General features: G+C 55.7%; 23 protein-coding genes and 1 riboswitch. Of the genes, 9 read left to right on the top strand and 14 right to left on the bottom strand.

Annotation, left to right across the window (positions count from 1 at the left end; genetic code table 11):
• Nucleotides 1-86 precede the first annotated feature (86 nt).
• Together EUZ85_RS25015 and tdh are read left to right on the top strand one after the other, a co-directional pair.
• Nucleotides 87-1,289, top strand: coding sequence for a glycine C-acetyltransferase (locus tag EUZ85_RS25015; RefSeq protein ID WP_127972869.1), 1,203 nt, complete (start codon nucleotides 87-89; stop codon nucleotides 1,287-1,289).
• 17 nt (nucleotides 1,290-1,306) lie between these two features.
• A complete protein-coding gene (gene tdh, locus EUZ85_RS25020; protein WP_164887479.1) occupies nucleotides 1,307-2,335 on the top strand; it encodes an L-threonine 3-dehydrogenase in 1,029 nt (342 codons plus the stop codon).
• 47 nt (nucleotides 2,336-2,382) lie between these two features.
• On the opposite strand, the gene EUZ85_RS25025 is transcribed toward tdh, so the two are convergent.
• The 6 genes from EUZ85_RS25025 to EUZ85_RS25050 all read right to left on the bottom strand — a co-directional run bounded on the left by EUZ85_RS25025 (nucleotide 2,383) and on the right by EUZ85_RS25050 (nucleotide 9,327).
• Complete coding sequence (locus EUZ85_RS25025) at nucleotides 2,383-3,324, bottom strand: hypothetical protein (RefSeq protein ID WP_127972871.1); 942 nt, start codon at nucleotides 3,322-3,324, stop codon at nucleotides 2,383-2,385.
• A 101-nt stretch (nucleotides 3,325-3,425) separates the two neighbouring features.
• Nucleotides 3,426-6,146, bottom strand: coding sequence for an ABC transporter substrate-binding protein (locus tag EUZ85_RS25030; RefSeq protein WP_127972872.1), 2,721 nt, complete (start codon nucleotides 6,144-6,146; stop codon nucleotides 3,426-3,428).
• A 147-nt stretch (nucleotides 6,147-6,293) separates the two neighbouring features.
• Complete coding sequence (locus EUZ85_RS25035; protein WP_127972873.1) at nucleotides 6,294-6,689, bottom strand: hypothetical protein; 396 nt, start codon at nucleotides 6,687-6,689, stop codon at nucleotides 6,294-6,296.
• Nucleotides 6,686-7,522 (bottom strand): hypothetical protein, encoded by an 837-nt coding sequence (locus EUZ85_RS25040; RefSeq protein WP_127972874.1) that lies wholly within the window; start codon nucleotides 7,520-7,522, stop codon nucleotides 6,686-6,688. The genes EUZ85_RS25035 and EUZ85_RS25040 overlap by 4 nt, the downstream gene beginning before the upstream one ends.
• A 195-nt stretch (nucleotides 7,523-7,717) precedes the next feature.
• The gene (locus tag EUZ85_RS25045) at nucleotides 7,718-8,341 is read right to left on the bottom strand and encodes a response regulator transcription factor (RefSeq protein WP_127972875.1); all 624 of its coding nucleotides are present in this window, start codon (nucleotides 8,339-8,341) and stop codon (nucleotides 7,718-7,720) included.
• A 104-nt stretch (nucleotides 8,342-8,445) separates the two neighbouring features.
• On the bottom strand, nucleotides 8,446-9,327 hold the full coding sequence (locus EUZ85_RS25050) for a LysR family transcriptional regulator (RefSeq protein ID WP_127972876.1): 882 nt from the start codon (nucleotides 9,325-9,327) through the stop codon (nucleotides 8,446-8,448).
• 138 nt (nucleotides 9,328-9,465) lie between these two features.
• Here EUZ85_RS25050 and EUZ85_RS25055 point away from each other — a divergent pair, with 138 nt between their 5' ends.
• Nucleotides 9,466-10,197, top strand: coding sequence for a sulfite exporter TauE/SafE family protein (locus tag EUZ85_RS25055; RefSeq protein ID WP_127972877.1), 732 nt, complete (start codon nucleotides 9,466-9,468; stop codon nucleotides 10,195-10,197).
• A gap of 94 nt (nucleotides 10,198-10,291) precedes the next feature.
• Here the strand turns inward: EUZ85_RS25055 and EUZ85_RS25060 are convergent, their stop codons facing one another.
• The gene (locus EUZ85_RS25060) at nucleotides 10,292-10,594 is read right to left on the bottom strand and encodes a hypothetical protein (RefSeq protein WP_127972878.1); all 303 of its coding nucleotides are present in this window, start codon (nucleotides 10,592-10,594) and stop codon (nucleotides 10,292-10,294) included.
• Nucleotides 10,595-10,797: 203 nt separating this feature from the next.
• Between EUZ85_RS25060 and EUZ85_RS25065 the strand changes: the two genes are divergently transcribed.
• Nucleotides 10,798-11,346, top strand: coding sequence for an SRPBCC family protein (locus EUZ85_RS25065; RefSeq protein ID WP_127972879.1), 549 nt, complete (start codon nucleotides 10,798-10,800; stop codon nucleotides 11,344-11,346).
• 4 nt (nucleotides 11,347-11,350) lie between these two features.
• On the opposite strand, the gene EUZ85_RS25070 is transcribed toward EUZ85_RS25065, so the two are convergent.
• Nucleotides 11,351-12,076 (bottom strand): glutathione S-transferase family protein, encoded by a 726-nt coding sequence (locus tag EUZ85_RS25070; protein WP_127972880.1) that lies wholly within the window; start codon nucleotides 12,074-12,076, stop codon nucleotides 11,351-11,353.
• 252 nt (nucleotides 12,077-12,328) lie between these two features.
• Between EUZ85_RS25070 and EUZ85_RS25075 the strand changes: the two genes are divergently transcribed.
• The gene (locus EUZ85_RS25075) at nucleotides 12,329-14,560 is read left to right on the top strand and encodes a bifunctional diguanylate cyclase/phosphodiesterase (RefSeq protein WP_127972881.1); all 2,232 of its coding nucleotides are present in this window, start codon (nucleotides 12,329-12,331) and stop codon (nucleotides 14,558-14,560) included.
• A 4-nt stretch (nucleotides 14,561-14,564) separates the two neighbouring features.
• Entirely contained in the window at nucleotides 14,565-16,514 is a 1,950-nt protein-coding gene (locus tag EUZ85_RS25080; protein WP_127972882.1) for a sensor histidine kinase, read from the top strand.
• Between the two features lie 69 nt (nucleotides 16,515-16,583).
• On the opposite strand, the gene EUZ85_RS25085 is transcribed toward EUZ85_RS25080, so the two are convergent.
• The 5 genes from EUZ85_RS25085 to EUZ85_RS25105 all read right to left on the bottom strand — a co-directional run bounded on the left by EUZ85_RS25085 (nucleotide 16,584) and on the right by EUZ85_RS25105 (nucleotide 20,852).
• Complete coding sequence (locus tag EUZ85_RS25085) at nucleotides 16,584-16,856, bottom strand: hypothetical protein (RefSeq protein ID WP_127972883.1); 273 nt, start codon at nucleotides 16,854-16,856, stop codon at nucleotides 16,584-16,586.
• Between the two features lie 291 nt (nucleotides 16,857-17,147).
• On the bottom strand, nucleotides 17,148-17,648 hold the full coding sequence (locus EUZ85_RS25090; RefSeq protein WP_127972884.1) for a hypothetical protein: 501 nt from the start codon (nucleotides 17,646-17,648) through the stop codon (nucleotides 17,148-17,150).
• Nucleotides 17,642-19,207 (bottom strand): hypothetical protein, encoded by a 1,566-nt coding sequence (locus EUZ85_RS31750; RefSeq protein ID WP_241566857.1) that lies wholly within the window; start codon nucleotides 19,205-19,207, stop codon nucleotides 17,642-17,644. The genes EUZ85_RS25090 and EUZ85_RS31750 overlap by 7 nt, the downstream gene beginning before the upstream one ends.
• A 212-nt stretch (nucleotides 19,208-19,419) precedes the next feature.
• Nucleotides 19,420-20,244, bottom strand: coding sequence for a phosphotransferase (locus tag EUZ85_RS25100; protein ID WP_127972885.1), 825 nt, complete (start codon nucleotides 20,242-20,244; stop codon nucleotides 19,420-19,422).
• A 47-nt stretch (nucleotides 20,245-20,291) separates the two neighbouring features.
• Nucleotides 20,292-20,852: a GNAT family N-acetyltransferase gene (locus EUZ85_RS25105; RefSeq protein ID WP_127972886.1), complete on the bottom strand. Its 561-nt coding sequence runs from the start codon at nucleotides 20,850-20,852 to the stop codon at nucleotides 20,292-20,294.
• Nucleotides 20,853-20,969: 117 nt separating this feature from the next.
• A riboswitch (TPP riboswitch) is annotated at nucleotides 20,970-21,108 on the top strand.
• Between the two features lie 52 nt (nucleotides 21,109-21,160).
• On the opposite strand from EUZ85_RS25105, the gene thiB reads away from it, so the two are divergent.
• The 3 genes from thiB (at nucleotide 21,161) to EUZ85_RS25120 (ending at nucleotide 24,420) form a co-directional block, all read left to right on the top strand.
• Nucleotides 21,161-22,177: a thiamine ABC transporter substrate binding subunit gene (thiB, locus tag EUZ85_RS25110; protein WP_127972887.1), complete on the top strand. Its 1,017-nt coding sequence runs from the start codon at nucleotides 21,161-21,163 to the stop codon at nucleotides 22,175-22,177.
• 61 nt (nucleotides 22,178-22,238) lie between these two features.
• On the top strand, nucleotides 22,239-23,810 hold the full coding sequence (locus EUZ85_RS25115; RefSeq protein WP_127972888.1) for a thiamine/thiamine pyrophosphate ABC transporter permease ThiP: 1,572 nt from the start codon (nucleotides 22,239-22,241) through the stop codon (nucleotides 23,808-23,810).
• Nucleotides 23,803-24,420, top strand: coding sequence for an ATP-binding cassette domain-containing protein (locus tag EUZ85_RS25120; protein WP_127972889.1), 618 nt, complete (start codon nucleotides 23,803-23,805; stop codon nucleotides 24,418-24,420). The genes EUZ85_RS25115 and EUZ85_RS25120 overlap by 8 nt, the downstream gene beginning before the upstream one ends.
• Before the next feature lie 23 nt (nucleotides 24,421-24,443).
• Here EUZ85_RS25120 and EUZ85_RS25125 read toward each other — a convergent pair whose 3' ends face one another.
• The gene (locus EUZ85_RS25125) at nucleotides 24,444-25,505 is read right to left on the bottom strand and encodes a DUF3524 domain-containing protein (RefSeq protein WP_127972890.1); all 1,062 of its coding nucleotides are present in this window, start codon (nucleotides 25,503-25,505) and stop codon (nucleotides 24,444-24,446) included.
• Nucleotides 25,506-25,612: the final 107 nt, after the last annotated feature.

The following is a 25,612-nucleotide window of genomic DNA, read 5'->3' on the forward strand; positions in this document are numbered from 1 at the left end:
CAGGGGGCTGGGTATATTTTTCCCTATTGCTTTGCGCTCTTTTTTCCACTATACAGGAAACACGTCCGATATAAGGGAAAATTCCAATGAACCAGACTTTCCAACAACAATTACAGCAAACCCTTGATGAGATTGAAAAAGCCGGCCTGTTTAAAAAGGAGCGTGTGATCGACACCCCTCAGGCGGCCGCCGTCAAGCTCGCCGGAGACGCTGGCGATAAACAAATTCTCAATCTTTGCGCGAATAATTATCTGGGCTTGGCGGACAACCCGGAAGTCATCGCTGCGGCGCATGAAGCGCTCGACAAATACGGTTTTGGCATGGCTTCCGTGCGCTTTATCTGCGGCACGCAAACGCTGCACAAAGATCTGGAGCACAAAATCGCAGAGTTCCTGGGAATGGAGGACAGCATTCTGTTCGCCGCCTGTTTCGACGCCAACGGCGGCCTGTTCGAGCCGTTATTAAGCGCTGAAGACGCTATCGTCTCCGACTCCCTGAACCATGCCTCCATCATCGACGGCATCCGTCTGTGTAAAGCCAAACGCTACCGTTTCGGCAACCGCGACCTGAACGATCTGGAAGCCCAGCTGAAACAGGCCCGCGCTGACGGCGCCCGCAATATTCTGGTGGCCACCGACGGCGTCTTCTCCATGGACGGCTATATCGCGCCGCTGAAGGACATTGTCGCCATCGCGCGTAAATACGAGGCCCTGGTGATGGTGGACGACTGTCACGCCACCGGCGTTATCGGCCCGCAGGGCAAAGGCAGCGCCGCCTACAACGGCGTGGAAGTGGACATTATTACCGGCACGCTGGGTAAAGCCCTCGGCGGCGCAGCCGGCGGCTTTATTGCAGCGAGCCGCAATATTATCGAACTGCTCCGTCAACGCGCCCGTCCCTACCTGTTCTCCAACTCCCTTCCCCCGCCTGTCGTCGCTGGCAGCCTGAAAGCCCTGGAAATTTCCATCGCCGGCGACCATCTGCGCGACAAGCTGCGCGAACACGCCGCGTTTTTCCGTAACAGCCTGAGCGAAGCCGGCTTCAAACTTCTGCCCGGCGAGCACGCCATCATCCCGGTCATGCTGGGAGACGCCAAGCTGGCGCAGGATTTCGCGAAAGCGCTGTACGAGCAAGGGGTATACGTCACTGGATTCTTCTATCCAGTGGTGCCGCAAGGTCAGGCGCGCATCCGCACCCAAATGAACGCGGCGCTGACCCGCGAACAACTGGAGCAGGCGGTGGCCGCCTTTACCCGCGTCGGTCAACAACTTGGGGTTATTGGAGGCTGAACATGCAGTCGTCAACCATGAAGGCGTTGGTCAAAGCGCAATCCGCTCCCGGACTCTGGTTGCAGGAGCAGCCGGTTCCCGAGTGCGGTCCAAACGATGTGATCATCAAGATCAAGCGCACCGCGATCTGTGGCACCGACATCCACATCTACAACTGGGACGACTGGGCGCGCAATAACGTTCCCGTCCCTTTAACCACCGGTCATGAATACAGCGGTGAGATTGTGGAAGTCGGCAGTCATGTGGACGGTCTGCATATCGGACAGCGCGTTTCGGGAGAAGGTCACGTGGTGGGCATGCTCAGCCGCAACGCCCGCGCAGGACGTTTCCATCTGGCGCCGGACACCAAAGGCATCGGCGTAAACCTGCCCGGCGCTTTCGCCGAGTACCTTTGCCTGCCGGCTTTCAACGTCGTGCCCTTGCCGGACGCAGTGAGCCTGGAGCTTGGCGCGATTCTCGACCCGTTGGGCAACGCCGTACACGCGGCCCTGGCCTATGATCTGGTGGGCGAGGACGTTCTCATCACCGGCGCCGGGCCTATCGGCATCATGGCCGCCGCGGTGGCGCGCTTCGCCGGCGCTCATAAAGTAGTGATCACCGACATCAACGATTACCGCCTGGAGCTGGCGGCCAAGGTCGCGGATGTGGAGCCGGTGAACGCGCAACGGGAATCTCTGCGCGACGTCATGGGACGACTGAAAATGAAGGAAGGCTTCGATGTGGGCCTGGAAATGAGCGGTATTCCTTCAGCCCTCAACGACATGCTGGACGTAATGATGATGGGCGGACGTATTTCCCTGCTGGGTCTGCCCTCCAAGCCGGCGGAGCTGGATCTCAGCAAAATCGTGCTCAAGGCGCTGCAGATCAAAGGCATCTACGGTCGCGAGATGTTCGAGACCTGGTACAAGATGCTGGCGATGCTGGAGGCGGGACTGGATATCGAGCCGATCATTACTCACCACTACGATTACGCCGACTACGAACAAGGCTTCGAAGCCATGCGTAGCGGCCGTTCCGGCAAAGTGGTGCTGCGCTGGTCGGACTGAGTTTTTCCTGCATGGCATAGGGAGCGACAGCGTCGCTCCCGCCCTTCTTACTGACAACGGTTATTGCCGTCCCGCAGCCACTGAGTTCCATCCAGATACAGCTTGTTATTGGCCAGAGCCAGCGTAAAGGTAACGCGCTCCCCGCCCGGGCCGGATTCATTCCAGTCAAAACCCGGCGTGCTGCCCTGCATGCTGTAGCCAGGGCCGTATTGCAGAATCAGTCTGCCCTGAGCGTTCATCGAGCCCTGGGCCTCCCATCTGCCAGAGCCCTGACTGCCAGTGGCGCCGCTGGCTCCGCCGCCATAGCCCCCGCTGTTGCCGGAGCGATAGAACTCACCGTTGCTGCATAACCAGATGTGTTCTTCTTCGTGATAACCGGAGCCGGAGTAATAGCGCACGATATGACGCCCTCGCATGTAGGTGCTCCAGCCGCCATCGCCCCCGCCTTGCGCCAGGGGTTTCGGCGCGGAGAACTTAACCGAGGAAGCCACGGTCTCAGCCACTTTCCAGACCTGCGCGGCGGTGCTCTGATCCGCGACTGCAATCAACGCCACGGAGGTGGAGCCTTTGCCGGTGACGGCGCTGATGCGGCCTTCCATGTTGGGCATATTGCCGATGCTGTAGTCCGCCGTCAGACGACCGTTGCGTTTTTGCGGCGCGCTTTTCGGATACAGGACGACGGAAGCGTCCAACGGCACCGGTTGCGCCATCTGTTGCATCAGCGCCTGCTCGCCGGACTGGTCGATGTAGACAAAGATATTGGCTTTCAGCGCCTGGGATTCCAGTACAAAGAGTTCCGATCCCGCCGGCCAGGCGCCCTGCCAGCCGTCAGGAATCTTGAACGACAGGCCCAGCGAGCCGGACTCAATCAGGGTTCCCCCTTCGTACAACTGGTTTTGCTGAACTTCCACCGCTGTTACGGAGGTCGCGCACAGACTGCAATAGAGTCCCATGGCGACCAGTAGAGATTTCGCTGTTACGCCGCTCATTTCGCTTCGCCTCATGCTGAGTCCACAGCGCGCGGCCCGGCCTGGCGCATCCTTCATCCAGCCGCATCGGACGCCGCAGAGATGATGTCGGAATGGCCCGGCTACAGCGTTTCTTTCTTGCTGAGCCTGACCGCCTCAAACGCTCCATCGCGATTCAACTGGGTTCCCCATACCCGATGACTGCCCTGGTGATCCGAAGCGCGGAAAGTGATCGTCTCCCCGATGCCCAAGTCCACGCCGTCAAACGACTCCAGCGTGTCCACCAGCGATTCGGTATCGAAGTGTCGACCCGCCCGCTCCAACGCATGGAAAAACAAGGTCGCCACAATGTAGCCTTCCAGTGAAATAAAGTCCGGCTGCTCATTGGGATAAAAACGGCTCAAGGCCTCCCTATAGCGCAGCACCCCGGTAGCATAGGAGTCAAACGGCGGCACCACCTGAGACACCACCACGCCCTCGCCGTACTCCACGCCCAACTCCTTGAACTGCTCCGCCAGCGCCCGCGCCCCGACAAAGGAGACATTGGCGAAAGGCCCGGTGAATCCGGCCTGACGCAGACGTTTGGTCAAGCGCGCGCTGGCGGTGTAAGTGCTGATAGCCACTACCGCCTGAATCTCGCTCAGGCGGCCCAACATGCCCTGGGCCGCGCCTTCAATCTGCGCCGTATTGCGCTGATAGCTGAATTTGGCGATTTCATGGGGACGCACGCCGTAATCCGACAGCGCATCCTCCACCCCTTTCAAACCGTCCTGGCCGTAGCCGTCGTCCTGATAGAACACGGCGATCATTCTGGGATCGACGTCCTGTTCCTCGATGAAGTAGCGAATCAGAGCGTTGGTTTCATCTTCGTAGCTGGCGCGATAGTTGAACACGTATCGCTCCGGCGGACTTTTCCGCAGCAGGGCCGCGCCGGAGAAAGTGCCGAACACGATCATTCTATCCTTCAGGGCGACCGGCAATATTGTTTCCGCTGTGGGAGTTCCCACATTGCCCAACATGGCGAATACGCCGTCCGGCTGCATAAACTTTTCAACATTCTGGTGCGCCGCCGCAGGTTCATATCCATCATCCAAGGCGCGCAATTCGATATAGCGTCCGTGGATGCCGCCCTGCTCGTTAATTTCGCGAATGCGCACGTCGACGCCCAACTGCATGGCGCGCCCCAGTTCTCTGGCGCCACCGCTGAAAGCGGCGCTCATTCCCAGCGCCACCCGGTTTTCACTCACGCCGCGCGGCGCCTGCCAGCCGGTTAACTCCGCATACCCATCCGCCACGCTGTAGCGCACCACCGGAACGGCGTAGCCCACGCCCAACAGAATCACTATCAGCGCCGTCAGCCCCAGCCAAAGCGGCATTCGACGCTGGGCGCTCTGACCAGCAGCCGTCGCCATGCCGGGCGCCATCGTAGGAAGCGTTCCCGGAGCCACCACAGTAGTCGCCTCATCTTCGTCCAGCGTCGGCGCGACAGGATGCGTATACCTCTGCACGCCGAACGGGTGCGGTTGCGAGCCCAGATGCATGGGCTCCGCCAAAGTGGACGCCACCACCACAATAGGCTGGCTCATGGAGCGCTCATCCATGCTGTGCGCGGGATCGATACGGGTGGCGGTATCCATTTCCTCAATCTGTCCTAAAGCGCCGGCGGCCTGAAACGCCTCGTCGTACTTTTTCGCCTTGCCCAGGCTGAGATTCTTCTTCACCACCACCCGCTTACCGCTGAACAGACGGGCGCAGGCGGCGTCGCTCAATCCCAGCGCCGCTTTCAGTTTTTCCTGGGTGTCCTGCAACTCCACGTCGCCGCGAATTTCGCCATAGAAAATGAATTGATAGACATCGGGATTGGGAGGAGCCATCTCCATAGCTTTGGAATATTCCGCGATAGCGGCGTGAGCGCGGTTTTGAATGTCCCGCACCATCGCCTGGGCGTCCGGATAGCGGTCATCCGGGCTTAGCGCCATGGCCTTCAGAATCACCGGCTCCAGCGCTTTATTGCGGGCGTCGGTCAAGCGGTTTTCCCGCAGCGCCGGCGGCGGTCCGGCGCATTGCCGGTTCATGATGTCCTGAGGGCTCTCGCCGGTATAAGGGCGCTCGCCAGTAATGCAGAAATAAAGAATCGCGCCCAGGGCGTAAATATCAGCACGTTTGTCGATATTGCGCGCGCCTTCAATCTGCTCCGGCGCCAAATAGCCGGGCGTCCCCATCACCATGCCCAAACGGGTGTATTTAAGATCCCCTTCTCCCAGTGGCTTGCTGATGCCGAAATCCAGCAGCTTGGCGACGGAATGGTCGCCGGACACTCGCGCGACAATAATGTTGCCGGGCTTCAAGTCCCGGTGCACGATGTTCATCTGATGGGCGGCCTGCAGCCCGGCGCCGATCTGCTCCAGCAGCCACACCACGTTTTCCAACGGCAGCCCGCTGCGCTTTTCCACCAGATCGGACAGATTTTCTCCGCGCAGATACTCCACCACCAGATACATCATGCCGTCGTCGGTGTTGCCGAAGTCGATCACATGCATGACGTTGGGATGGTTTAATTGGCTGGCGATGCGCGCTTCGCGGAAAAACAGCTGGATAAAGTCATGATCGTCCATGCCCGCCCGCAGCAGTTTGACCACCACCAGACGGTCCAGCGATAACTGGCGCGCTACATAGACCAGGCTCATTCCGCCTTCCGCCAGACGGGATTCAATGCGATACATATCCTTCAGCATTTTGCCGATAAGCGGATCGCGGCGCTGCTTATCCACCAATGTCGCCCCATCGGCCGGGCAATAATCGCCCTGGGGAAAATCCGTACTGCAAATGGGACAAACCTTCATAGACTCCCCGAGTCGCAAACTGCTGAACTACTGCTTCAGGTTCGTGTCCGGCGCCTGGAAAATAACTGGCTGGACGAAGAAATAGAAATGAATGCTAGGGAGTATAGACAGGGAATAGCCGCAGCGCGAACGCTGCGACAGGGGAGATTAATCTCTGCGGCTGGATTTCCATTTATGGTTCACGCACAGGCGATCCGCCTCACGGGCAAGCTCGTTTCCCGCCTCCTTGATCTGAGGAATGAGGCAGCGCATAACCTCCAGATCTTCGTTATGCAGCGCGAGCCGACACCAGCGCTGCAATTCCAGACCACATTCCGCGATGCTGGGCAGCCCCTGGCTTTCCGCCGTGGCGACAATGCCGCTGGCGATGTCCCGCATCATTGTAATCATGCGAGACGTATCCGCCAGGCTGGCGCAATGCAGCCGGGAGCCATTGGAGCTGATCAATGACATACTGTCGGCGAGATGCTCCAGAAACTTGTTTCTGACGACATCCGCAGCGAAATCACCTTCATCCATTGCCATAACCTTCTCTGCGTTCATTTCGTTTCTCCCGCACAGCCAGCATTAAGCTGCGACAAATTCTCCTTCACCGAACGGATATAGTTTTCGATGATCCGGGTGGAGGCTTGTTGGTGCTCGAATTGCTCCATCAATTGATCGACGATATTGAAAATGCTCTGTTCCGTCTCGGTGTCCAGATCGAGTCCCATAATGGAGCTCTGGATTGTCCACTTCAGATCGGAAAAGCTCTGGATAGAGTGGGCGCCACAGTCGAGCGCCATCTTCATGATGTTGTCCAGCAATGCTTCCGTACGCCGCAGCGCCCGTTGCATGATGCCTTGGCGCACCATTTTCTCCTGCGTCTCTCTCACCAGATCCGCCAGCACGTAGTTCGCTACTTGCGCCAGGCGGGTAAGATCGTCCAGATAGGCTTCATTGTCCTCCGCCGTCATGGTCAGACAGATGGAGAAGTACGGAAAATTAATCAGCGTATATTGATCAAAGTTCACAATGCGCTCACGTTGCAGCGTCAATGTGGTGATGACGTCGAACTGCAGATTGGTGACATAGTTTTTACCGCCGAACACATAGTGCTGTTCGGGCAGGTTGAGAATAAACACGTAAGGGAGCTGATAACCGCTCAACGCGCTTTCCATCGCTACGCCAATCTCAGAGGGATCGCGACTTTCCGAGCAGCGCTCGAAAAATTCAATCATTCCGCCCAGGAAGCTGTTGGAGCGCAACAACCCCAGCGCCATTTGATTCACACTGGCGAAACTTTGCTCCAGCTCGGCAATCTTTTGCTTGCTGAGTTCCAACTCGTTTTGTGGCGCATTGTTCGCGACCAGGGAAACTACTCGATTTGCTGACATACCGCCTCCTGAACTTTATAAGCCAAGAATACGCACATTGCCTACGCAAAAGGATTCGTATGCGTACTGAAATGTCAGGCAGGTTCTCAGTAGTACTACTTAACCGAGGAGACGCTGATCACCAGCGCCAGGGGATATAAGACGGCCATGAGACAGGTCGCGCGCAGCAGGTTGGCGGGACAAAACGCGCGCAGGTCAGCCGACGCCATTCTCCTCCGCCGCCAGGGGCAGCACTTTGACCAGCAGATCCTTGATGGAGGAGACGTCAAACTTCGCCAACACGTTGCGGCAGTGCGTCTCAATGGTGCGGGGACTGATAAACAGTCTGGCCTCCATCTCCTTGGTGCTGAGTCCCTGTAGCAGCAGATCGTAGACCTGCTTTTCGCGAGCAGTCAGCTGGGTGATAGAGTGCTGTATGTCGAGGCGTTTCTTATAGCGTTCGCGGTGCAGTTTCTCATGGACCACGGCCTTTTCCAGCAATGGCCCTACATCTGTAATACTGATGGGTTTGAGCAGAAAATCAAAGGCGCCGCCCTGCAACGCTTCTTTCACCACCGGCACCGTGGAGTAGGCGGTCATCAATATCAACGGCGGCAGGTAACCGGTTTCGGACATCCTGGTCAGCAAGTCCAGCCCCGTCATGTCCGGCATCACGATGTCGGAGAGAATCACGCAATTGTGGTCGTTGCTGAACTCGGATAAGAACGCTTTGGGATTGCCGTAGGCTTTGGACTGGTAACCGTAGGACTCCAGAATAGCCGACAGCAGATCCGCCTGCATCTGGTCATCTTCGATGATATATACGCACGTATCTTTCATGGCGTTTTTGCTTATCCCAAGCAGAAAAACACGGATGGAACCTTATTGTTATCGTCTCAGCGCCCTCAGTTAATTGATAACTATTGGACAGAGTGCGGGTAATGTCAAAGCGAAGCGCCCAACATTTCATCCCAGAATTCCTGCGCCAGCGGCGATAACAATTGATTGCGCAAGCGGATGAGATAAATAGGAACCAGACTGCGCGAAGGAAAATTCTCCACCTGTAGAAACCTCAGCTCTCCCCGCTCCAATTCAGTGTCCACCATATGCAGCGGAATCCGCGCCCAGCCCATACCGGAAAGAAGCAGCCCCTTTTTCATCAGAAAGTCATTCACATACCAGCGGTGGCCGCCAGGAATGACATTGACATGGTCAAAGGGCGCCAGCGAACCGCTGTCGGCGATCAGAATATGCGGCAGATTGCGTAACTGCGCATGGCGCACCACGCCGTCCGCGCCAGCGTCGACAAAACCCGGCGCGGCGACGGTGACCTGGGTGACTTTCGCCACCTCAGTAAACTCATAGCGATCATCCAGACCAACCTGGGGGCCAATAGCCACTTCCGCTTTTTCCAGCAGCAGTTGCTCCAGCACCCCGGACAAATGCTCCGTATGTAAATGCAGGCGCATCTCGGGTCGCTTTTTGGCAAACGCTTTCAAAGTGTCCAGCCCCGGTAAGTGCGCGCACATGGCGCTCAGGGAAAGGGACAGCTCCGGCGCCTTGTCTTGCGCCAGACGATGCCCTAGCATTTCCAGATCATGAGCTTTGGACAGTAGCGCCTTGGCCTCCCGGAACAACGCCTTGCCTTCGATAGTCAGCGTCGGCCGATAGGTTTCGCGACTGAATAACTGTAAATCGAACTCTTGCTCCAGCGCCGCCACCGCCGCGCTGACCGTAGATTGGGTTTTAAACAGAGCCGCAGCAGCAGCACGAAAACTGCCATGCTCCACCACGCCAACAAATGCGCGTAACTGCTCATTAGTCATGCTCGCCCTCCCCTGATGCTCCCGCCAAAATCAACGCCCACAACAATCGAGAATACCGATCAACCTGAGCGATATATATCATTATTTTACGGTCATATAACGGAGTAAGCTTGCCCCGTCAAGATCTGAGGGGGTTGTATGGACTTTGATACCGCATTCTTCTGTATTCTCGCCGCCGGGTTTATCACCGGCTTCTCCAAATTCTCCATTGGCGGCATGGGGCTGCTCATTCTGCCGATCATCGCTATCGCCTATCCTGGCCCGGAAGCGCTGGGGATTCTGATTCCCATGTACATCGCGACGGATATTCTGGCGGTGAAAAGCTATGGCCGCCATGCTTCCTGGCCTATCGTGCTGCGCCTGTTGCCGTTGGCGCTAATCGGCATCGGCCTGGGCATCTGGTTGCTCTCCAGCATCAATCCAGAGCAGTTCACGCTGTTGCTGGGCGTCATGATTGTGTTGATCCTGGCCCTGGGGCTTTGGCTGGATTACCGCCCCTCCGCTGTCATGCGCCATCCGGCGGCCACCCAGGCCATGGGATTGCTGTCAGGGTTCGTCACCATGACGGCTAACGCCGCCGGCCCTCTGCTCAGCCTGTATCTGATGGAGCAGCGTCTGTCCAAGGAAGCCTATGTGGGAACCCGGGCATGGGCGTTTATGATCCTGAACAGCGCCAAAGTGCCGTTGCTGATCGCCGCGGGATTTCTCAACGAGGACATCGCCCTGCGCAGCCTCGCGGGATTGCCTGGATTGCTGGTCGGTTCGTGGGCAGGCTATTGGCTGCTGAGAAAGCTGAACATCAACCAGTTTAAGTGGTTGATACGGGGTATGGCGGCAATCGCCGCGGTCAAGATGCTGGCGTTCGGCTGAACGCCGCCGGTGACAAGTTAAATCCATTCATGAGCGCCCGGAGTCAGCACTGTCGTCACTGCGTATCCGGGCCTCGTTTCTCCATCCGCAATGCTTATTTGATGGGAAAGACTACGACAATGCCGTCATCGTTGTAGCGGCGGTGGTTGTAGTAGCTGTAACGATTATCCCATCTACGGCCGTCATGATGTCTGTAATAACGATGATGGCGGTGGTGGCGACGATTGTGATGCTTATGGTGTCCGCCACGATGGCGATGTTTATCATGATGCCCATGGTTGTGGTGGTTATCGTAACGCCTACCTTCATGACGTCCGCCATCGTGGGCCATGGCGGAAGTGGATGCGCCGGCGATCGCCAGCCCCAGGGTCAGTAACAACATCGGTAACTTTTTCATTTTTAATTCCTCGCAGGTTTATCGATCACGGTTGTTACGATAAGCCTGTTAACGTGAACCTTAACTGAATGAAAAACCGAATAATTATCCGCTGGGCTTCATCTCCTTCCAGCCATCTTGGCAAAGCCTGCGCCTGAGGCTACAGTCGCAGTGGGCGAACCCCATCGCCGCCGCCTGATAACCAATAAATTGAGAAAGCCTCTATGAAGAAAGCGCTTAAATCCACTGGGCAAATCCTGCTTGGCGTCGTTGTATTGGTCATTATCGCCGGTTTTTTTCTACCGGACTCTACTCATGTCGAACGCAGTGTGGTGATTAACGCGCCGCAGCGACAGGTGTTTGACTTCCTTAATAGCTACCGCAACTTTAATGACTGGTCGCCCTGGGCCAAGCTGGACCCCAACGCCCAATACCAGTTTTCAGGCCCTCAGTCCGGCGTAGGCGCCAAGATGAGTTGGCGCAGCGACGACCCGAAAGTGGGTCAGGGCTATCAGGAGATTATCGCCGTCAAAGAGGCGGAGGAGATTCAAGTAGCGCTGGACTTTGGCGAAAACGGCCAGGCTTCAGCGTTTTACCGCCTGCAGCCCGCCGACAGTGCCGTGAGAGTAACTTGGGGTTTCGACACCGAGCACGGCCTCAACCTGTTCAACCGCTACATCGGCCTGCTGCTGGAAAGGCTGTTGGCGCCCATGTACGAAGAGGGACTGCAAAGCCTGAAGCGACGCCTTGAAAATCCAGGTGCCGCCAGTTGATGGTTCAACGATAACGGGCGTAGATTCTCCGCGCCCATTCCAGTTGCGGCTCCAGCTCTTTCACGGTCTGCGCCAACGCTGGCGGCGGGTCTTGCGGCCATGGAATATCGAAGGATTCCGGCTGCAGAAACGGCGTCAGCAATGATGCAGCCGTCAGATCCGCCCGGGTGAAATAGTCTCCCACCAGATAACCGTCATTCCCCACGCGTTCATTGATACGGGCCAGCGCAGCCTGAATGCGACGCAATGAGTCCGCCGCCGTTTCATCATTAATACGCATGTGCTTGCGCATAATTTTGCTTAACTTGCCAAAGCCCAGACGCAACAGCCACTTGCCATACCAGGGCCCGTGGTGCGCGAGCATGGGAATCACCTGATCCGGGCGCGTCAATAAATAGTGGTAGCAGTAACAACGGATGGAGACGCCGATCTCTCTATCGAGGTATTTTTCCCATTCCAGAGCGGCGGATCTTGCTCCCGGCTCCACCGGCGTCAATGGCCTCTCCGAAGACAGTTCATCAAGATAGTTAATGATTTCCGCCGAGCCCTGCACAATTCTTCCGTCATGCTCGATAACCGGCACCGTGGACTTATCCGCCAGCTTCTTGATGGCTTTGATATGCGCCCCGGGCATCAGGTTTTTCACCTTATATTCCAGCCCTTTATAGTCGAGCGCCCATCTCGCTTTTTCGCAGAAATGAGAAATAGGAAACTGATAAAGAATGATCATGCGTTAATCCACTGAGATAGAAAAACCGTATCTAGAATACGCGGCAAATAGTTTGAATATAAGGCGCGTGGATTAAATTATAAGACTCTGTCACATCCTGTATTGACAGTGAGCCTCCACGCTTCTATCTTCAAAATATCCGTTTTTTTCAAGGCTGTTCCTTGCGCGCACCCCTTGAATGACGCGCCTTCCAGCCAAAACGTTGACAAGGTCGGAACCAGTTGACAGGGGTTCTTAGAACGGAAGGATATTATGGAAACCACGCCGATGGATGACGATGTCATCAGCTTCGCGCAAGATGAGCCCGACTCACCGGAGCGAACTACGCGGCAAGCTTGGAAAATACTTACCGTCGATGACGATTTCAACTATCAACGCTCTACAGAGTTCGCACTCGCCGGCCTGAAGATTTTAGATCGCCCCATCCAGCTACTACGCGCCTACAGTTACGCGGAAGCCTCCAAACTGCTGTCAGAACACGCCGATATCGCTATCGCATTGGTGGACGTGGTGATGGAGACTGACGACGCGGGCCTCCGTCTCGTACGGGCCATTCGGGAAGTGCTCGGCAATGCGGAAATCCGTCTGGTGCTGCTGACAGGACAGCCCGGTATGGCGCCCATGCTGGACGTGATGAAAGAGTACGATATCAATGATTACTGGACCAAATCCGAACTGACCGACACACGACTGCAAACCGTGTTAACCGGCTGCGCCCGCTCTTATATCCAGATTCGGGAAATCGCGCGGGCGAAACGAGGTCTGCAGTTGATCGCCGAGTCCAGCGATTCCGTTTACTCCGCTAAAAACCTGCAGGAATTCTCCGCGCGCATGCTGGCGGAGCTGGCCAAACTCCTGGGGCTTCCGCCCGATGGTCTGGTGTGCGCCAAAGCGTATACGACCTCCAGGCCTGAAAGTCGGGAAAGCTATATCATCGGCGCAGCGGGGATTTACTCCAACTGCGTCGGTAAAACCCTGATGGAGTTTGAAGCGCCTAACGTACGGGACCACCTGAACCAGTGCCTGCAGACACGCAAGTCCATTCACGAGACAGACTACACCTGTCTGTTTTTTCTCGACCCCATAGGAGCCGCCGATTACGCCGCCTACATCGAAACCGGCCACTCCCTCGACTCCACCGAGCAGGAGTTGATTCGCGTATTCAGCCTGAATATCGCCAATGGCCTGCAAAACGTCTCTTTGTTCAACCGACTGGAACGCCTGGCCTACGAAGATGACACTCTGCGCATCCCCAATCGCAATGCATTACTGCGCAGACTGAGCCAAATTCTCTCCCGCGCGGACAGAAACCAATATCAGCTGATGCTGGTGGACATAGACGGCTTCGCCAGCATCAACTCCGTATTGGGCGCCCGTTACGGTGATTCGGTTTTAAAGCTGGTGTCGAGCCGGCTCAAAGATACGTTTAATGGCGCCGTTCAGGTGTCCCGGGTCAAGGACGATCTATTCGCCGTACTGGGGAGTGTCGAAAGTGTCTCCGCCGTTAAGCTGGACGGATTGTTCAACGGCCTTTCCGTCAGTGAAAAAAGCTTAAAGTTACTTAACATCAGCTCGGTGATCTATCCCCTCAATCATCCTGACAGCTCGCCGCCAGAGGTCATTACCCGGGCGGGAATCGCCCTGAAGCAGGCGAAAAAACGCGGCATACGCCAGCACACCATCTACGACCCTGAAACCGAAGCCGCCGCCGCGAGTCGCTTCCACTTGTTACAGGCGCTACAGGACGCGTTGACCAAACAAAGTATTTTCGCTGTCCTGCAACCGCAGGTGGACATAGAAACCAATCAAGTCACCGGCGTAGAAGTGCTGGCGCGTTGGCGCCTGGAGGACGGAACCCACATCCGACCAGATCAGTTTATCTCCCTGGCGGAGACCTCCGGTTTAATTCTGCCCCTGGGACAACAAATTCTCACCCAGGGCTGCGCCGCCTGCCGTCGTCTGCAGGAAGCCGGTTACCGCGATATTCGCATTGGCGTGAACTACTCCGTCATCCAGTTTGAGCAGGATGATATGGTGGACACGCTTATCCGCAGCGCGGAGGCGGTCGGCATCAGACCCCAGCAAATCGAGGTCGAAATCACTGAGTCCACAGTCATGCACAACTTCGCGCTGGTGCAAAATAAGTTGGAGCGTCTGCGGGAAATTGGCGTCGCTGTCGCCATTGACGACTTTGGCGTCGGCTTTTCTTCCCTGGCTTACCTGAGCCGCCTCGCCGTGGACCGGCTGAAAATTGACAAGTCGTTCATCGATAAAGTCACCACCGATAAAGGCGCCGCCGCAATCGCCAAGACGGTCATTCAACTTGGCGAAAGCTTCAATCTCGACATTATCGCCGAGGGAGTGGAAACCAAGGAACAGGCGCAGTGGCTGCTCGACAACGGCTGCAGGAGCGTGCAGGGATACCTTTACGCCCGCCCGATGGCGGTGGACGACCTGCTGCAATGGCTGACCCAACGACGCTGACGCCATGACCAACCAGGAACCGTCCCTATATCACCTTCGCAAACGTCTGCTGAATTTCATCGCGCCCTGGAGTGTTCTTCTGTTGGCCCTTTCATTCTTTCTGTACGACTACCTGCTGGATAATAAGCTGTCCCCCCTGCAGGAAACCGCTTCAGGTTCACTCAACTCCGCCTACGAGACAATGGCCAGGAATTTCGGCGATCTGGCTACAGACATTCGTTTCCTGGCGCACAATAAAGCAATACGCAACGCCACCCCAGACAGCAAACAAGGCGCTGAGGCCTTGCTGCAGGATTTCTCGGAAGCCTCCGGTATTTACGACCAAGTACGCTGGCTGGGTCCTGACGGCAAAGAGTTAGTTCGCGTGGAAACGTTCGGTTCCCAGGCGATTCGCATCCCTGAAGAGCAGTTGCAGGAGAAAAGCAAGCGCTATTATTTCATCTCCGGCATGGCGTTGAACCCGGAAGAAATCTACTTCTCTCCCTTGGACCTTAATATCGAACACGGAGCAATCCAGACTCCGCATAACCCTGTACTTCGCGCGGTCTCCCCCATTCATACAGACCATGGCGAGCACAATGGCGTGATAGTACTGAACTACAAAGCCAACCTGATGTTGCAAGCTTTACGTAATTTACATCTGCCTTCCAGCTTGCGCCTTCACTTGCTGAATTCCGATGGGTATTGGCTGTTAAGCAATCATCCCAAAGACGAATGGGGCTTCATGTTCAAGCGCAGCAATCTGCGCTTTGGCGTCCGTCACCCTGAAGGGTGGGACCGCATCATCAATACCAACTATGGGACTTTTACGGATGATGACGGCCTCTGGCTGTTCACGACGTTCTCACCCACCTCAAACCATAGCAAGGACGACCAATACTGGAAACTGGTGGTGAATGTGGAGCCAACGGCGATCTCCGCAATTCAGCGGGAAGCGCTCGCCTCTACCCTGGGGTTGATCATCACACTCTGGGTGATATTGTTCTTTGCATTCATCCGCATCGCCAGAGCCGACGCCCTTAAAGACACACTTAACGCTCAACTGAGCGCGCGAAGCGGTGAACTGGAGCACGCCAACACCCTATTGCAAGAGTCGCTGGACAACCTGATGCGCACTCAGGACGAATTGGTGCGAGCGGAAAAGCTCTCGTCTTTGGGGATGATGGTGGCCGGCGTCGCCCATGAACTGAATACGCCTCTCGGGGCCTCTCTGGTGACGCTTTCCTCCATGCAGCGGCAGGCGGTGGAGTTGAAAGAGGCCTTTGCTCGTGGTCTGCGCCGTTCCGATATGAATGACTACTTCGCGCGGTTCGAACAAGGCGCCGGCATCATCCTCAGCAACCTCAATCGCTCCGCACAACTGGTGCATAGTTTCAAACAACTCGCCACTGACCGCGCCGGGGCGGAGCGACGGGTATTCTCACTGAGAGGGCTGATAGAAGACATGCTGCTGACCACCTGGCTGCGTATTCACAAAAGAGAACACCAACTGGTTACGGATATCGACCCAGACCTGGAGCTGGACAGCTATCCCGGCGCCTTGAGCCAGGTATTGGAAAACCTGGTCAACAACGCCATGAAACACGCCTTTCAGGATATGCCGCAAGGCAGAGTCTGGCTCTCCGCTCAGCGCCGCAACGACCAGATCGCCGAAATAGAAGTTCGCGACAACGGCGCCGGCATCCCACCGGAAATCCTGCCCAAAGTCTTCGATCCCTTCTTCACTACCAAACGCAACCAGGGCGGCACCGGCCTGGGACTGCACCTGACGCACCAACTGGTCACCAACGTATTGGGCGGAACCATCAACATATCCAGCGCCATCGGACACGGCTGCGTCGTCAAAATAGAACTACCGCTACATGCGCCCGCCACAGAAGAGCGCGATGTAGAACAAAAAGAAGAAGAGAAAGAAGCCGACACTGGAACTCGTGATGCGTCTATAACTTATTAGAGTCGATGAAAAATATCTTCAATATGAACAAATTAAGCCAAACTGGAGACAGGCCCACTCCCTTGGGCGTTAACTCTTGGAGTAGCGCTTGATGACGTCACAGAGTCCTTTGGCCAGCTCGGTAAAATCATGTTCTAAACCTGAACTTGTCACTATTTTCACAGCGCCCTCACTTTCATAAACCCGAATCAAAGTATTAATTTCTTCTTTTATCTCAATAGGAAGCGTACTTATTTTTTCAGGGCGCTTTTCAAGAATTATCAACTCGGCAATATCCAGAGCGGCGCTGGTTTTGTCGCACCTGTACTCTTCAAAGTCTTCCACTATATCTTCAATTTTCACGTTACCCTCGCTCCCTGAAATACTTGTTCTTGAGCGCACAGCTATATTTCGCCAACTGCAGCAAAGCTTTCATAAATAATACGCTTCATAGATCAAAATCTTGGCGTCTACTTACGCTCTTTCGCCAGCTTTAAGCGCCTAGTATGAGGCTAACCAGTTGTAACCACTTGCCTAACATAATTTGAGAATAACCAACACGTGCTCTCTAATGAAATGCTCCCATCAAACATCACATTTCATCAAAGCTCATGCACTAAGACGAGCCTTATTGATGGGCAGGTCCCTCAAGCATCAAAACTTAGGCGCTATTTCAGCAAAACGCTTCCAATTATTCAGGGGGATTGCAGAGTTTCCAACCATTATATCCCCATGATGAAAACCAAACTTTCCGCCGCTCTCTATCAGACGAATCAACGGATCAAATATATCTGGGTAGGCTAAAGCTGTGTCTCGACCTTCATCGACGCCCTCGCTCCACTCCAGGTAGCATTCACATGAGCGTCGCACGTATGCATTTTTAATAAGGTCAGCATCTTCCGCTATAACCATGAACTCCGCCATCGCATTAGCAGATTGATTGCCGCTTATCCCTAAAACTTTAACCGGCTTAAAAAATGGAGAGGCTAACTCTAGTCCAAGCTCATTCGACATCACCGCAACCCGTCGCAAGTACTCAGCTATCCATTGCGCATGACTTTCAGGATCACCAGACTCCAGCCAATTGATGCGCTTTAGTCTATTCAGGCTATTGGACACGTTTTTGTATTGAATATTTGCCACTTTCTTTACCAACTTAATGTATCTTCAAATCCTGGAAATGATCCCCAGTCTGGTTGAGGAGGAGCAAGATCATGAGCTCCAGGAGGAGTTGAGTTAAATCTACCCGCTCCACCTAAGGCACTAGCGTCCCATGCGGCTGGATTACGATATGGCACCCCTTGAGACATTAATACTCGCTCTCCCAATTCATGATCTGAGAGTTGCCTAAACCATTCTTTTTGACCAGCGGTTAGCTCTTGTTTCTGAGCCAGCTCCCATGCATGAGCAATCTCATCGTCAGCAGCAAATCTTTTCAATTCCCATCTCACGTCATCTAGAGGAAGGTTATGCTTTCCAAAGAACAAGTGTTTTTTCAATGCTGTCGTTTCTTGAATAGATAAGCCAGCGTTAGTCGATACTATGGGAACATCGTCCAAATACGCACCTCTAATCCGACTATAAGCAGCTTCTGCTGCCTCAAAGATATCATCGATCTCTCCGGCCCCAGTAAAGTGTGGCTGTTTGCTACTAGAGGTAGAGTGAGCGGCTAAGTTTGCTTTTCGTATCTCTGCGCTGACTAAAGCGGGGTGTCCCATTACTGCGGTAATGGCCCCAGCATAGATCTCTTCCAACTCTCCCAGCCTGGGCGGAATTTCAGTAACAAATGAGCCGACGTCTTCTAATGCTACGCGTTCGCTTAGTCCTTCCAGTGAGCTGACTTCGATGCTGCGTCTGGCGGCGATTGGGTCTGAACTGGCGTTGATCAGATTCTTACGGATGTCTCTGATCTTATTGTCGAATGCTCTTACATCGTCAATGGGGCTTCCCCGTTCAATGACGCGTAGCCCTTCCAGCATCAGCTCCGCTCGCTCCTTCGGTATAGCATAGTACTTCCCGAAAGGACCACCCCCGCCTGTTTCGAGTGAGCTGTAAAACTCATCCCCCAACTTTTCTTCCATTGCCAGAATAGCGGAGGCGTCTCCTTGTTTTTTGGCCTCCCAGAAATCTCTGTAAACCTCCTCACGCTCGTCCTCGGTCAGACTTGTTGTTTCATCTGGTTCTGCTTGAGCAATATCAGGCGTTTCAGATCTTTTGGATGGCGGGGGGAGATAATTGCGGCGCTCTGCAGGAACACTTTCCCACCACAAATTACCATTCAATGAGGGAATGTCCTTCAGTAGTCCGTTTAACATTGGCGGCGGCGGAGGTTCAGGATTCGCCCGCGCTATCAGTCGCTCAGCCAAGACAGGATCTGAGTTTGTAGGGAAGATGCCCTCGTCTTCTTCCCTTGCGATCGGGCTAAATGGTTTTTTACCGTCTTTAAACACCAGAAGAATGTCGCCGCGTTCAACCAGCCTGACGAAGTCTTCCTTCCATTTCCGAAAGTACGGCGTCCCTCTCCCGGGAAAGGCGCCGAAAGCAGAGCGAAAATGGGGACCTGAGAGGTTACCGACAATTTCGCTGACCTTCATATCATTGTTCAAACAGCGTTCAGCGTAGCTGGCGGCGAAGAATGGAGACTCAACAAAAGACAAGTCAACAATGGTTAAATCTGTCCAATGTTTGAACTCGTACCGACGAGTTGAATACATGCGAATACATCCCTAGTAATCCGCCTTTACTGCTCATGACAGGTATTACGGCAAAGGAAGAGGCGAAACAAACCGTTACAATGCAAGTTTATTTTAATTTCCATTACCGCTTGGTTATATCATTCGGAGGGCATAGTACTCTTGACTGACAGCTTCGATATCTGAAGTGTTTGAGAGAATCTAGCGTGTAGCTGCTGCGGACTCCATTATGTTCACCCGGTTTGTTCTTCTCTCACCGCAAACCAAAGTTGTTCCAGGAGTTGATTGATATGCGCGGCAAGATGCAGTCGCTGTTGGATTTCCGTTGCGCTCAAGTTGGCGCAAACGGGTAAGACGTATAGGTCATTCGCTTCCAGATCATGGTGTTGCAGGAGCGAGGCCATGTCCAGCCAGGGCCAGCCCAAGCCGGCGTATTCCCAGTCCAGCACGATAAGCTGTCCTTGATCCAGACACAGGTTGCCTGAGTGCAGATCATGGTGGGTCAGCGTCATTATGTCGTTGGGGATAGCGGAAAACGCATCTTCCAGTTGCTGCAGACAAGCCTGATGTACAGCCGCAGCAGCACGCTCCTGCAGACGACGCCGATAGAGCGCCATCAAGGCCTGGTAATCGAATGCAGGGCCTTCAGTGATACGCTGCAGATCGGCGACAAACGCCAGTAACTGCCTGACAGTCTGTTGCGAGGCGGTGTCCTGTGCGCCTGCTTCGGTCAAACTGGCGCCATGATGCGCCATTAACAGCCAGCCTTCCCGCCATGCATTACACAACACCCGCGGCGCCCAGCGAGCGCCCTGGATCACGCGCAGCACATCCGCCTCAAGTCGCCGGTCAACGCCAAAGGCGCGTAGCGAGCTGGCGTTGATACGCAGCACCAAATCGCCTTGTGGTCCTTGCGCTCGAAACAGCATATTGCTGTGTCCTGACTCCAGCATGAGCCCCCAGTCCATCTCCTCCCCCAGAAAGGCGTCCGCCGCCCGCAGCCGCTCCGCAACAAACGGGCGTTGTGTGGGTTCTTCTGACTGTAGGGTATCGCTCATGCCGTGCTCATTATTTAAGGGTGTGAAAGGTTTATGGGGGCGACAGGTTAATGGGTAGTCCAGTTTCCCGCCGCAATTCTCGCGTACACGCAGGTGTTACGAAACTGTCCCTGGTTATCCATGCGCTCATTGCGCAACACGCCCTCAAGCTGAAATCCTGCGCGCTCCGCCAGTTTGCGACTGCTGAGATTGCGTTCGTCCGTGGTCAGATAAACCCGGCTGGCGGCCAGCTCAAGCAGCGCATACTCCGCCAAAGCCTTTACGCCCTCAGTCATATAACCGGCGCCTTGCAGGCGCGCCGAGCCCCAATACCCCACCTCATGGTGACGCAAAGCAGCGTTGACCTTACGCAAACCGCACACTCCCGCCAACGCGCCGTCTTCCTTGCGCAACAGCATCAGATTCACTTCTTCCTCCAGCAGATAGCGCGCGTACGCCTGCCGGCACCAGCGGGAAGTCTCCTCCACACTCGGCGGCGGCGTCATCCAGTCCAGCCAGGGTTGTAGCTGATCCAGAGATTCTATGATTGTCTGGTTTAGCGCCGGACCGTCTTCCGGACTCACCACCCGCAGCGTTAAGCGCTCGGTTTCCATCTTTGTAAACGCCATCCTGTCTTGACTCCTTGTTAAGGTTTACTCGCATTACGCCGGCGCAGACAGCGTTTCCTCACTGCAAAATATCCTGCGTCCGCGTAGATTGTCCCATCGCTTTTGGTTAGAATCCGGGCAGTCTCATCGGGGCGCCTGACTCTACTGCGTTTATTCGACGCGCCATTGCGCACGAACGCGCGCCAGTCAGGCTGAGAGTGTACCCGTAGAACCTGATCCAGTTAATGCTGGCGTAGGAAATGAGGCCGGCTAATCCGCTTTCTGGATCAAGTCGCCGCTTCCGCGCCTCGCTGTATAGAGGAGCTTCCATGTTCAACCTGTTTCACACTGCATCCGTCTCTCGCGTCGCCCGCACGCTTATCGCCGCTGCTGTCGCGACTTTCGCCACCAGCGCCAGCGCAGCGGAAGAGCTGACGGTCTACACCTACGACTCTTTCATCAGCGAATGGGGCCCCGGTCCTGCGCTGAAAAAAAGCTTCGAAGCCGCCTGTCAGTGCGACCTTAAATTCGTCGCCCTGGAAGACGGGGTCAGCATTCTTAACCGGCTGCGCATCGAAGGCAAGAACGCCAAAGCAGATGTAGTGCTGGGCCTGGACACCGGACTGATAGAAGAAACCCGCAAAGAAGGCCTGGTGCAACCGCACGCGGTCGCCTTTGACGCCCTGACGCCAGTGTTGAAATGGAGTGATAAAGACTTCGTGCCTTTCGATTATGGCTATTTCTCATTCATCTACGACAGCCAGAAAATCAAGCAGCCGGCGCAATCCCTGCAAGAGCTGGTGAACTCCTCCGCTTCGGTGATTTATCAGGACCCGCGCACCAGCACGCCGGGCCAGGGCATGATGATGTGGATGAAGAGCGCATACGGCGATCAGGCGGAAAACGCATGGAAACAGTTGGCGCAACATACCGTCACCGTCACCAAAGGCTGGTGGGAAGCCTACAGCATGTTCCTGGAAGGCGACGCGGACTACGTACTCAGCTACAGCACGTCTCCCGCCTATCACCAGGTGGCTGAAGACAAATCGCAGTACAAGGCGGCGCTGTTCAGCGAAGGCCATGTGATGCAAGTGGAAGTCGCCGCCATCGCGGCGAATAGCGCGAAGAAGGAGCTGGCGAATCGCTTCCTTGAATTTCTGATTTCTCAGGAAGCGCAGGAAGTCATCCCCGTGACCAACTGGATGCTGCCGGTCCGCCAGGGAGTCAAACTGCCCACCGCATTCGATACGCTGATTCAGCCGAAACCCATTGAGTTGACGCCAGAGTACATCGCGGCGAACCGTAAAGCATGGATCAAGGAATGGCGCAGCGCCGTCGCCCAATAAGCGTCGCCATCCCTGTTTGTTGTCTTAACGGGTCGGCTTTTTCCATGCAGGTTGTACTTTGATGAAGCTGAGCGCATTCACCTCAGGCAAATGGGCCGGCTGGCCCGCTCTGGGTTTGGTCGCCGCCGCAACGGCCCTGGCCTTCGGCGGTCTGATTGGGTTCAATCGCAGCGAGTTCGATTGGAGCTATTTCAGCGACCCCTACTTTCTCGCGATCCTGCGCTTCACCCTGTTACAGGCGACGTTGAGCGCAGCGCTCTCGGTAATCCTGGCCTGGCCGACGGCGATGGCGCTCAGCTATCTCAAGGACAGCACGCACAAGCGCGCGTTTCTAAGTCTGTGCGTGCTCTGTTTCGTGATGCCGACGCTGATCGTGATCACCGGCATTATCAGTCTGCTGGGTCGTTCCGGCAGTCTCAGCCCTTTGTTGGGAGAAGACTGGAACCTGTATGGCCTGAGCGGCATCCTGATTGCCCATATCTACCTTAATCTGCCGTTTGCGGTGCGCACCCTGTATTTGCGTCTGCAGTCCATCCCCGACGCCAGTTGGCGTCTGGCGCGCCAGCTCAAATTCACACGCGAGCAGCGTTTCTGGCGTTTGGAATGGGCGGCGGCGCACAGCGCCACCTGGCTATTGCTGGGCTTTATCTTCGTCATTTGCTTCAACAGCTTCGCCGTCGTGCTGGCGCTGGGCGGCGGCCCCAAGGCCACCACCCTGGAAGTCGCCATTTATCAGGCGCTGAAATACGACTTCAATATCTCTGAAGCTCTGGCGCTGGCCTGGGTGCAGCTACTGATCGCCGGCTCCGCGTTCCTGCTGGTGTCGTTCTGCGGCAAAGTGTCCTGGCTCAGCCCCGCCTCTGCGCCAGCGCAACTAAGGCCCCCGGCGACGCGACTCGAACAGGCGGCGTATCGCCTGCTCTACGCCTGTGGCTGGCTGTTTTTATTGGCGCCGTTGCTGGCGCTGGCGCCGCGGGTGATTCATAGCGGCGTGGATATGGAATTCTGGCGTTCTCTGAGCCGCCCATTACTGATCACACTTGGCCTGGGCGTTGTTTCGACGGTGTTGTCGATCAGTCTTGCCTACAGCGCCTTGCGCCCCTATCGTCGCGCTCGCATGCAACATTCCCCCGCTGCGTTGTGGCTGGACTGGCTCACCTCGCACTCACTGGCGGTGCCCGCTATGGTGCTGTCCGTTGGACTGTTCGTGTTGCTATTGCCGCACCTGGACCTGGATCATTGGGGCATCTGGCTGGTGGCGGTGATTAATGGGTTGATCACCGTTCCTTTCGCGGCGTCACAACTGAAGCCGGCGCTATTGAACTTCGACAGCCAATATCACCGCCTGGCGCTTTCCTTGAAACTGACCTCCCGGGAGCGCCGCCGCATTGAATGGAGCTATATGGCGCCGGCCATTCGCACCGCCGCCGCCTTTGTCGCCATGCTGGCCATGGGAGACGTGGCGATTTACTCTATTTTCGGCAACCAGGACTTCGTCACCCTGCCCTGGCTGATTTATGGTTACGCCAGTACTTATCGCCTGAACGAAGCCTCACTGGCCTCCATGGTGTTCCTGGGCGTCTGCGGCCTGCTGATTTTTTATCTGGAGAAACAATCCCCCCGTCATGCTTGAAATCCGCGCACTTCAAATTAAACGGGGCGCCCGCACCCTGCATTACGATCTGCAAGTCGCCCAAGGGGAAATCATCGCCCTGCAGGGCGTTAGCGGCGTAGGGAAATCCACATTGCTGGAAGCCATCGCCGGTTTTGTCGCGCTGGAAGCGGGGCGCCTGGCCTGGGAAGACAAGGACCTCACCCACACGCCACCGGAACAGCGCCCGGTCGCCATGTTGTTTCAGGATTACAACCTGTTCGAACACCTCACTGTCATGGCGAATTTGAAACTAGGGGTAGACGTTGCGATGCATTTTGAGATTCCCAACCAGGCCCAGGCTTTGGGAATCGCCGACCAGTTGGAAAAGCTTCCCGGTCGCCTCTCTGGAGGGCAGCGCCAGCGGGCGGCTCTGTTGCGCACGATGCTGCGGCCAGAACCGTTGATTCTACTGGATGAGCCCTTTTCAGAGTTGGATGCGGACACCCGTCGCCTCGCGACGGAGTGGACCCGCACGATGGCGGAGCGGTTCGGCAAAACCCTGTTGATGGTTACTCATCAACGTGAGGACGTCAGCCGGCTTGCGCACCGCGCAATTCATCTCAACGACGCAGAGTCAGACGCCGTTTAGTTTAGGCAATCGTCTTTGTGCAATCACAACCGATCCGCCGTGTTGTTCAACGCATCCTCATAAACGCCGCGCAACGCGCTCCAGGCGTACTCGCGCATATCGCAAGGGCTCGCGGATGGGGCGTCCAGCAATAAATCTACGGCTTCCTCCGCATCCTGATAACGGCGACTATGCGGAAACAGTTCAGGATAACTCAGGCGATCCGGCGTCACCGGCGCGCAACCAAGCGCAGCCGCCTCCATCATCGCCAGTCCCTGAAACTCATGCTGAGCCGTGGATAGCGCCGCATGCGCCCGGCTCAGCCAGCGCCAATAGGCTTCGCGACTTTCCGCGTAATCATCGAATAAAAGGTGCGCGGCGAACTCTTCCTGCAGTTGGCTCCAGGCGAGAGGCGCCTGTCTGAAGCGGCGTCCGAGCATGACGAGCTGAAAGTCATGTGTCCTCGCCCGCAGCCGTCGCAAAATCATCAGCAGATCATCCACGCCTTTGTCGTATTCCACCCGATGATTCCAGACGATGGTCAACGGCTGTTCGCCCTTTTTCTCGCGAGGGAAGCGCATTAGTTCGTCTTCCAATGGAACGGGAATCACCTGGCTTTTATCGCGAATACGGCGACACAACTCTGCGTCCACTGCATCCGGCAAGCGGGTAATCAGACTCTCCAGGCCAGCAAGAAAAGATTCCAGATTGAACGTCGTATTGAACACCACACGGTCGGCGGCCAATGCGGCGTAGATATTCACCATGGCCGGATCGATACTGTCGTGCTGCTCTTCCGAACGGGGGTAGGCCAACTGATTCTCGTGAAAGTAGACCAGCAACGGCGTCACCGCCAGATTCGGATACAGCCCGCGCAAGGTGGCGACATCGGCCATGGAAGTGGCTACGATCAGATCATACGCCCCTCGCAGCGCTTCGTCTTCATACAGGCTCCAACTGATCGGCGCCCCGCGAATACGCCAGCGAAAGAAGCGAGGCGGCAGGCTGAGCGAAACCCAATCATGTTCCGGGAACGCCTTGAGCAAACCTTGTCGCCAACGTTTATGGCTGTCTACATCGTAGGCGGATAGCAGCAGTATTTTCATGAGTAATCCGTTTTATGGATGTGGGCGGCCGCACTATGTGTCTGCGCCGGATGATTAACATGCCATGATCATCGACTTGTTAATATTAATCCGGCAGACAAATAGCT

The organism is Hahella sp. KA22 (assembly GCF_004135205.1).
GTDB lineage: Bacteria > Pseudomonadota > Gammaproteobacteria > Pseudomonadales > Oleiphilaceae > Hahella.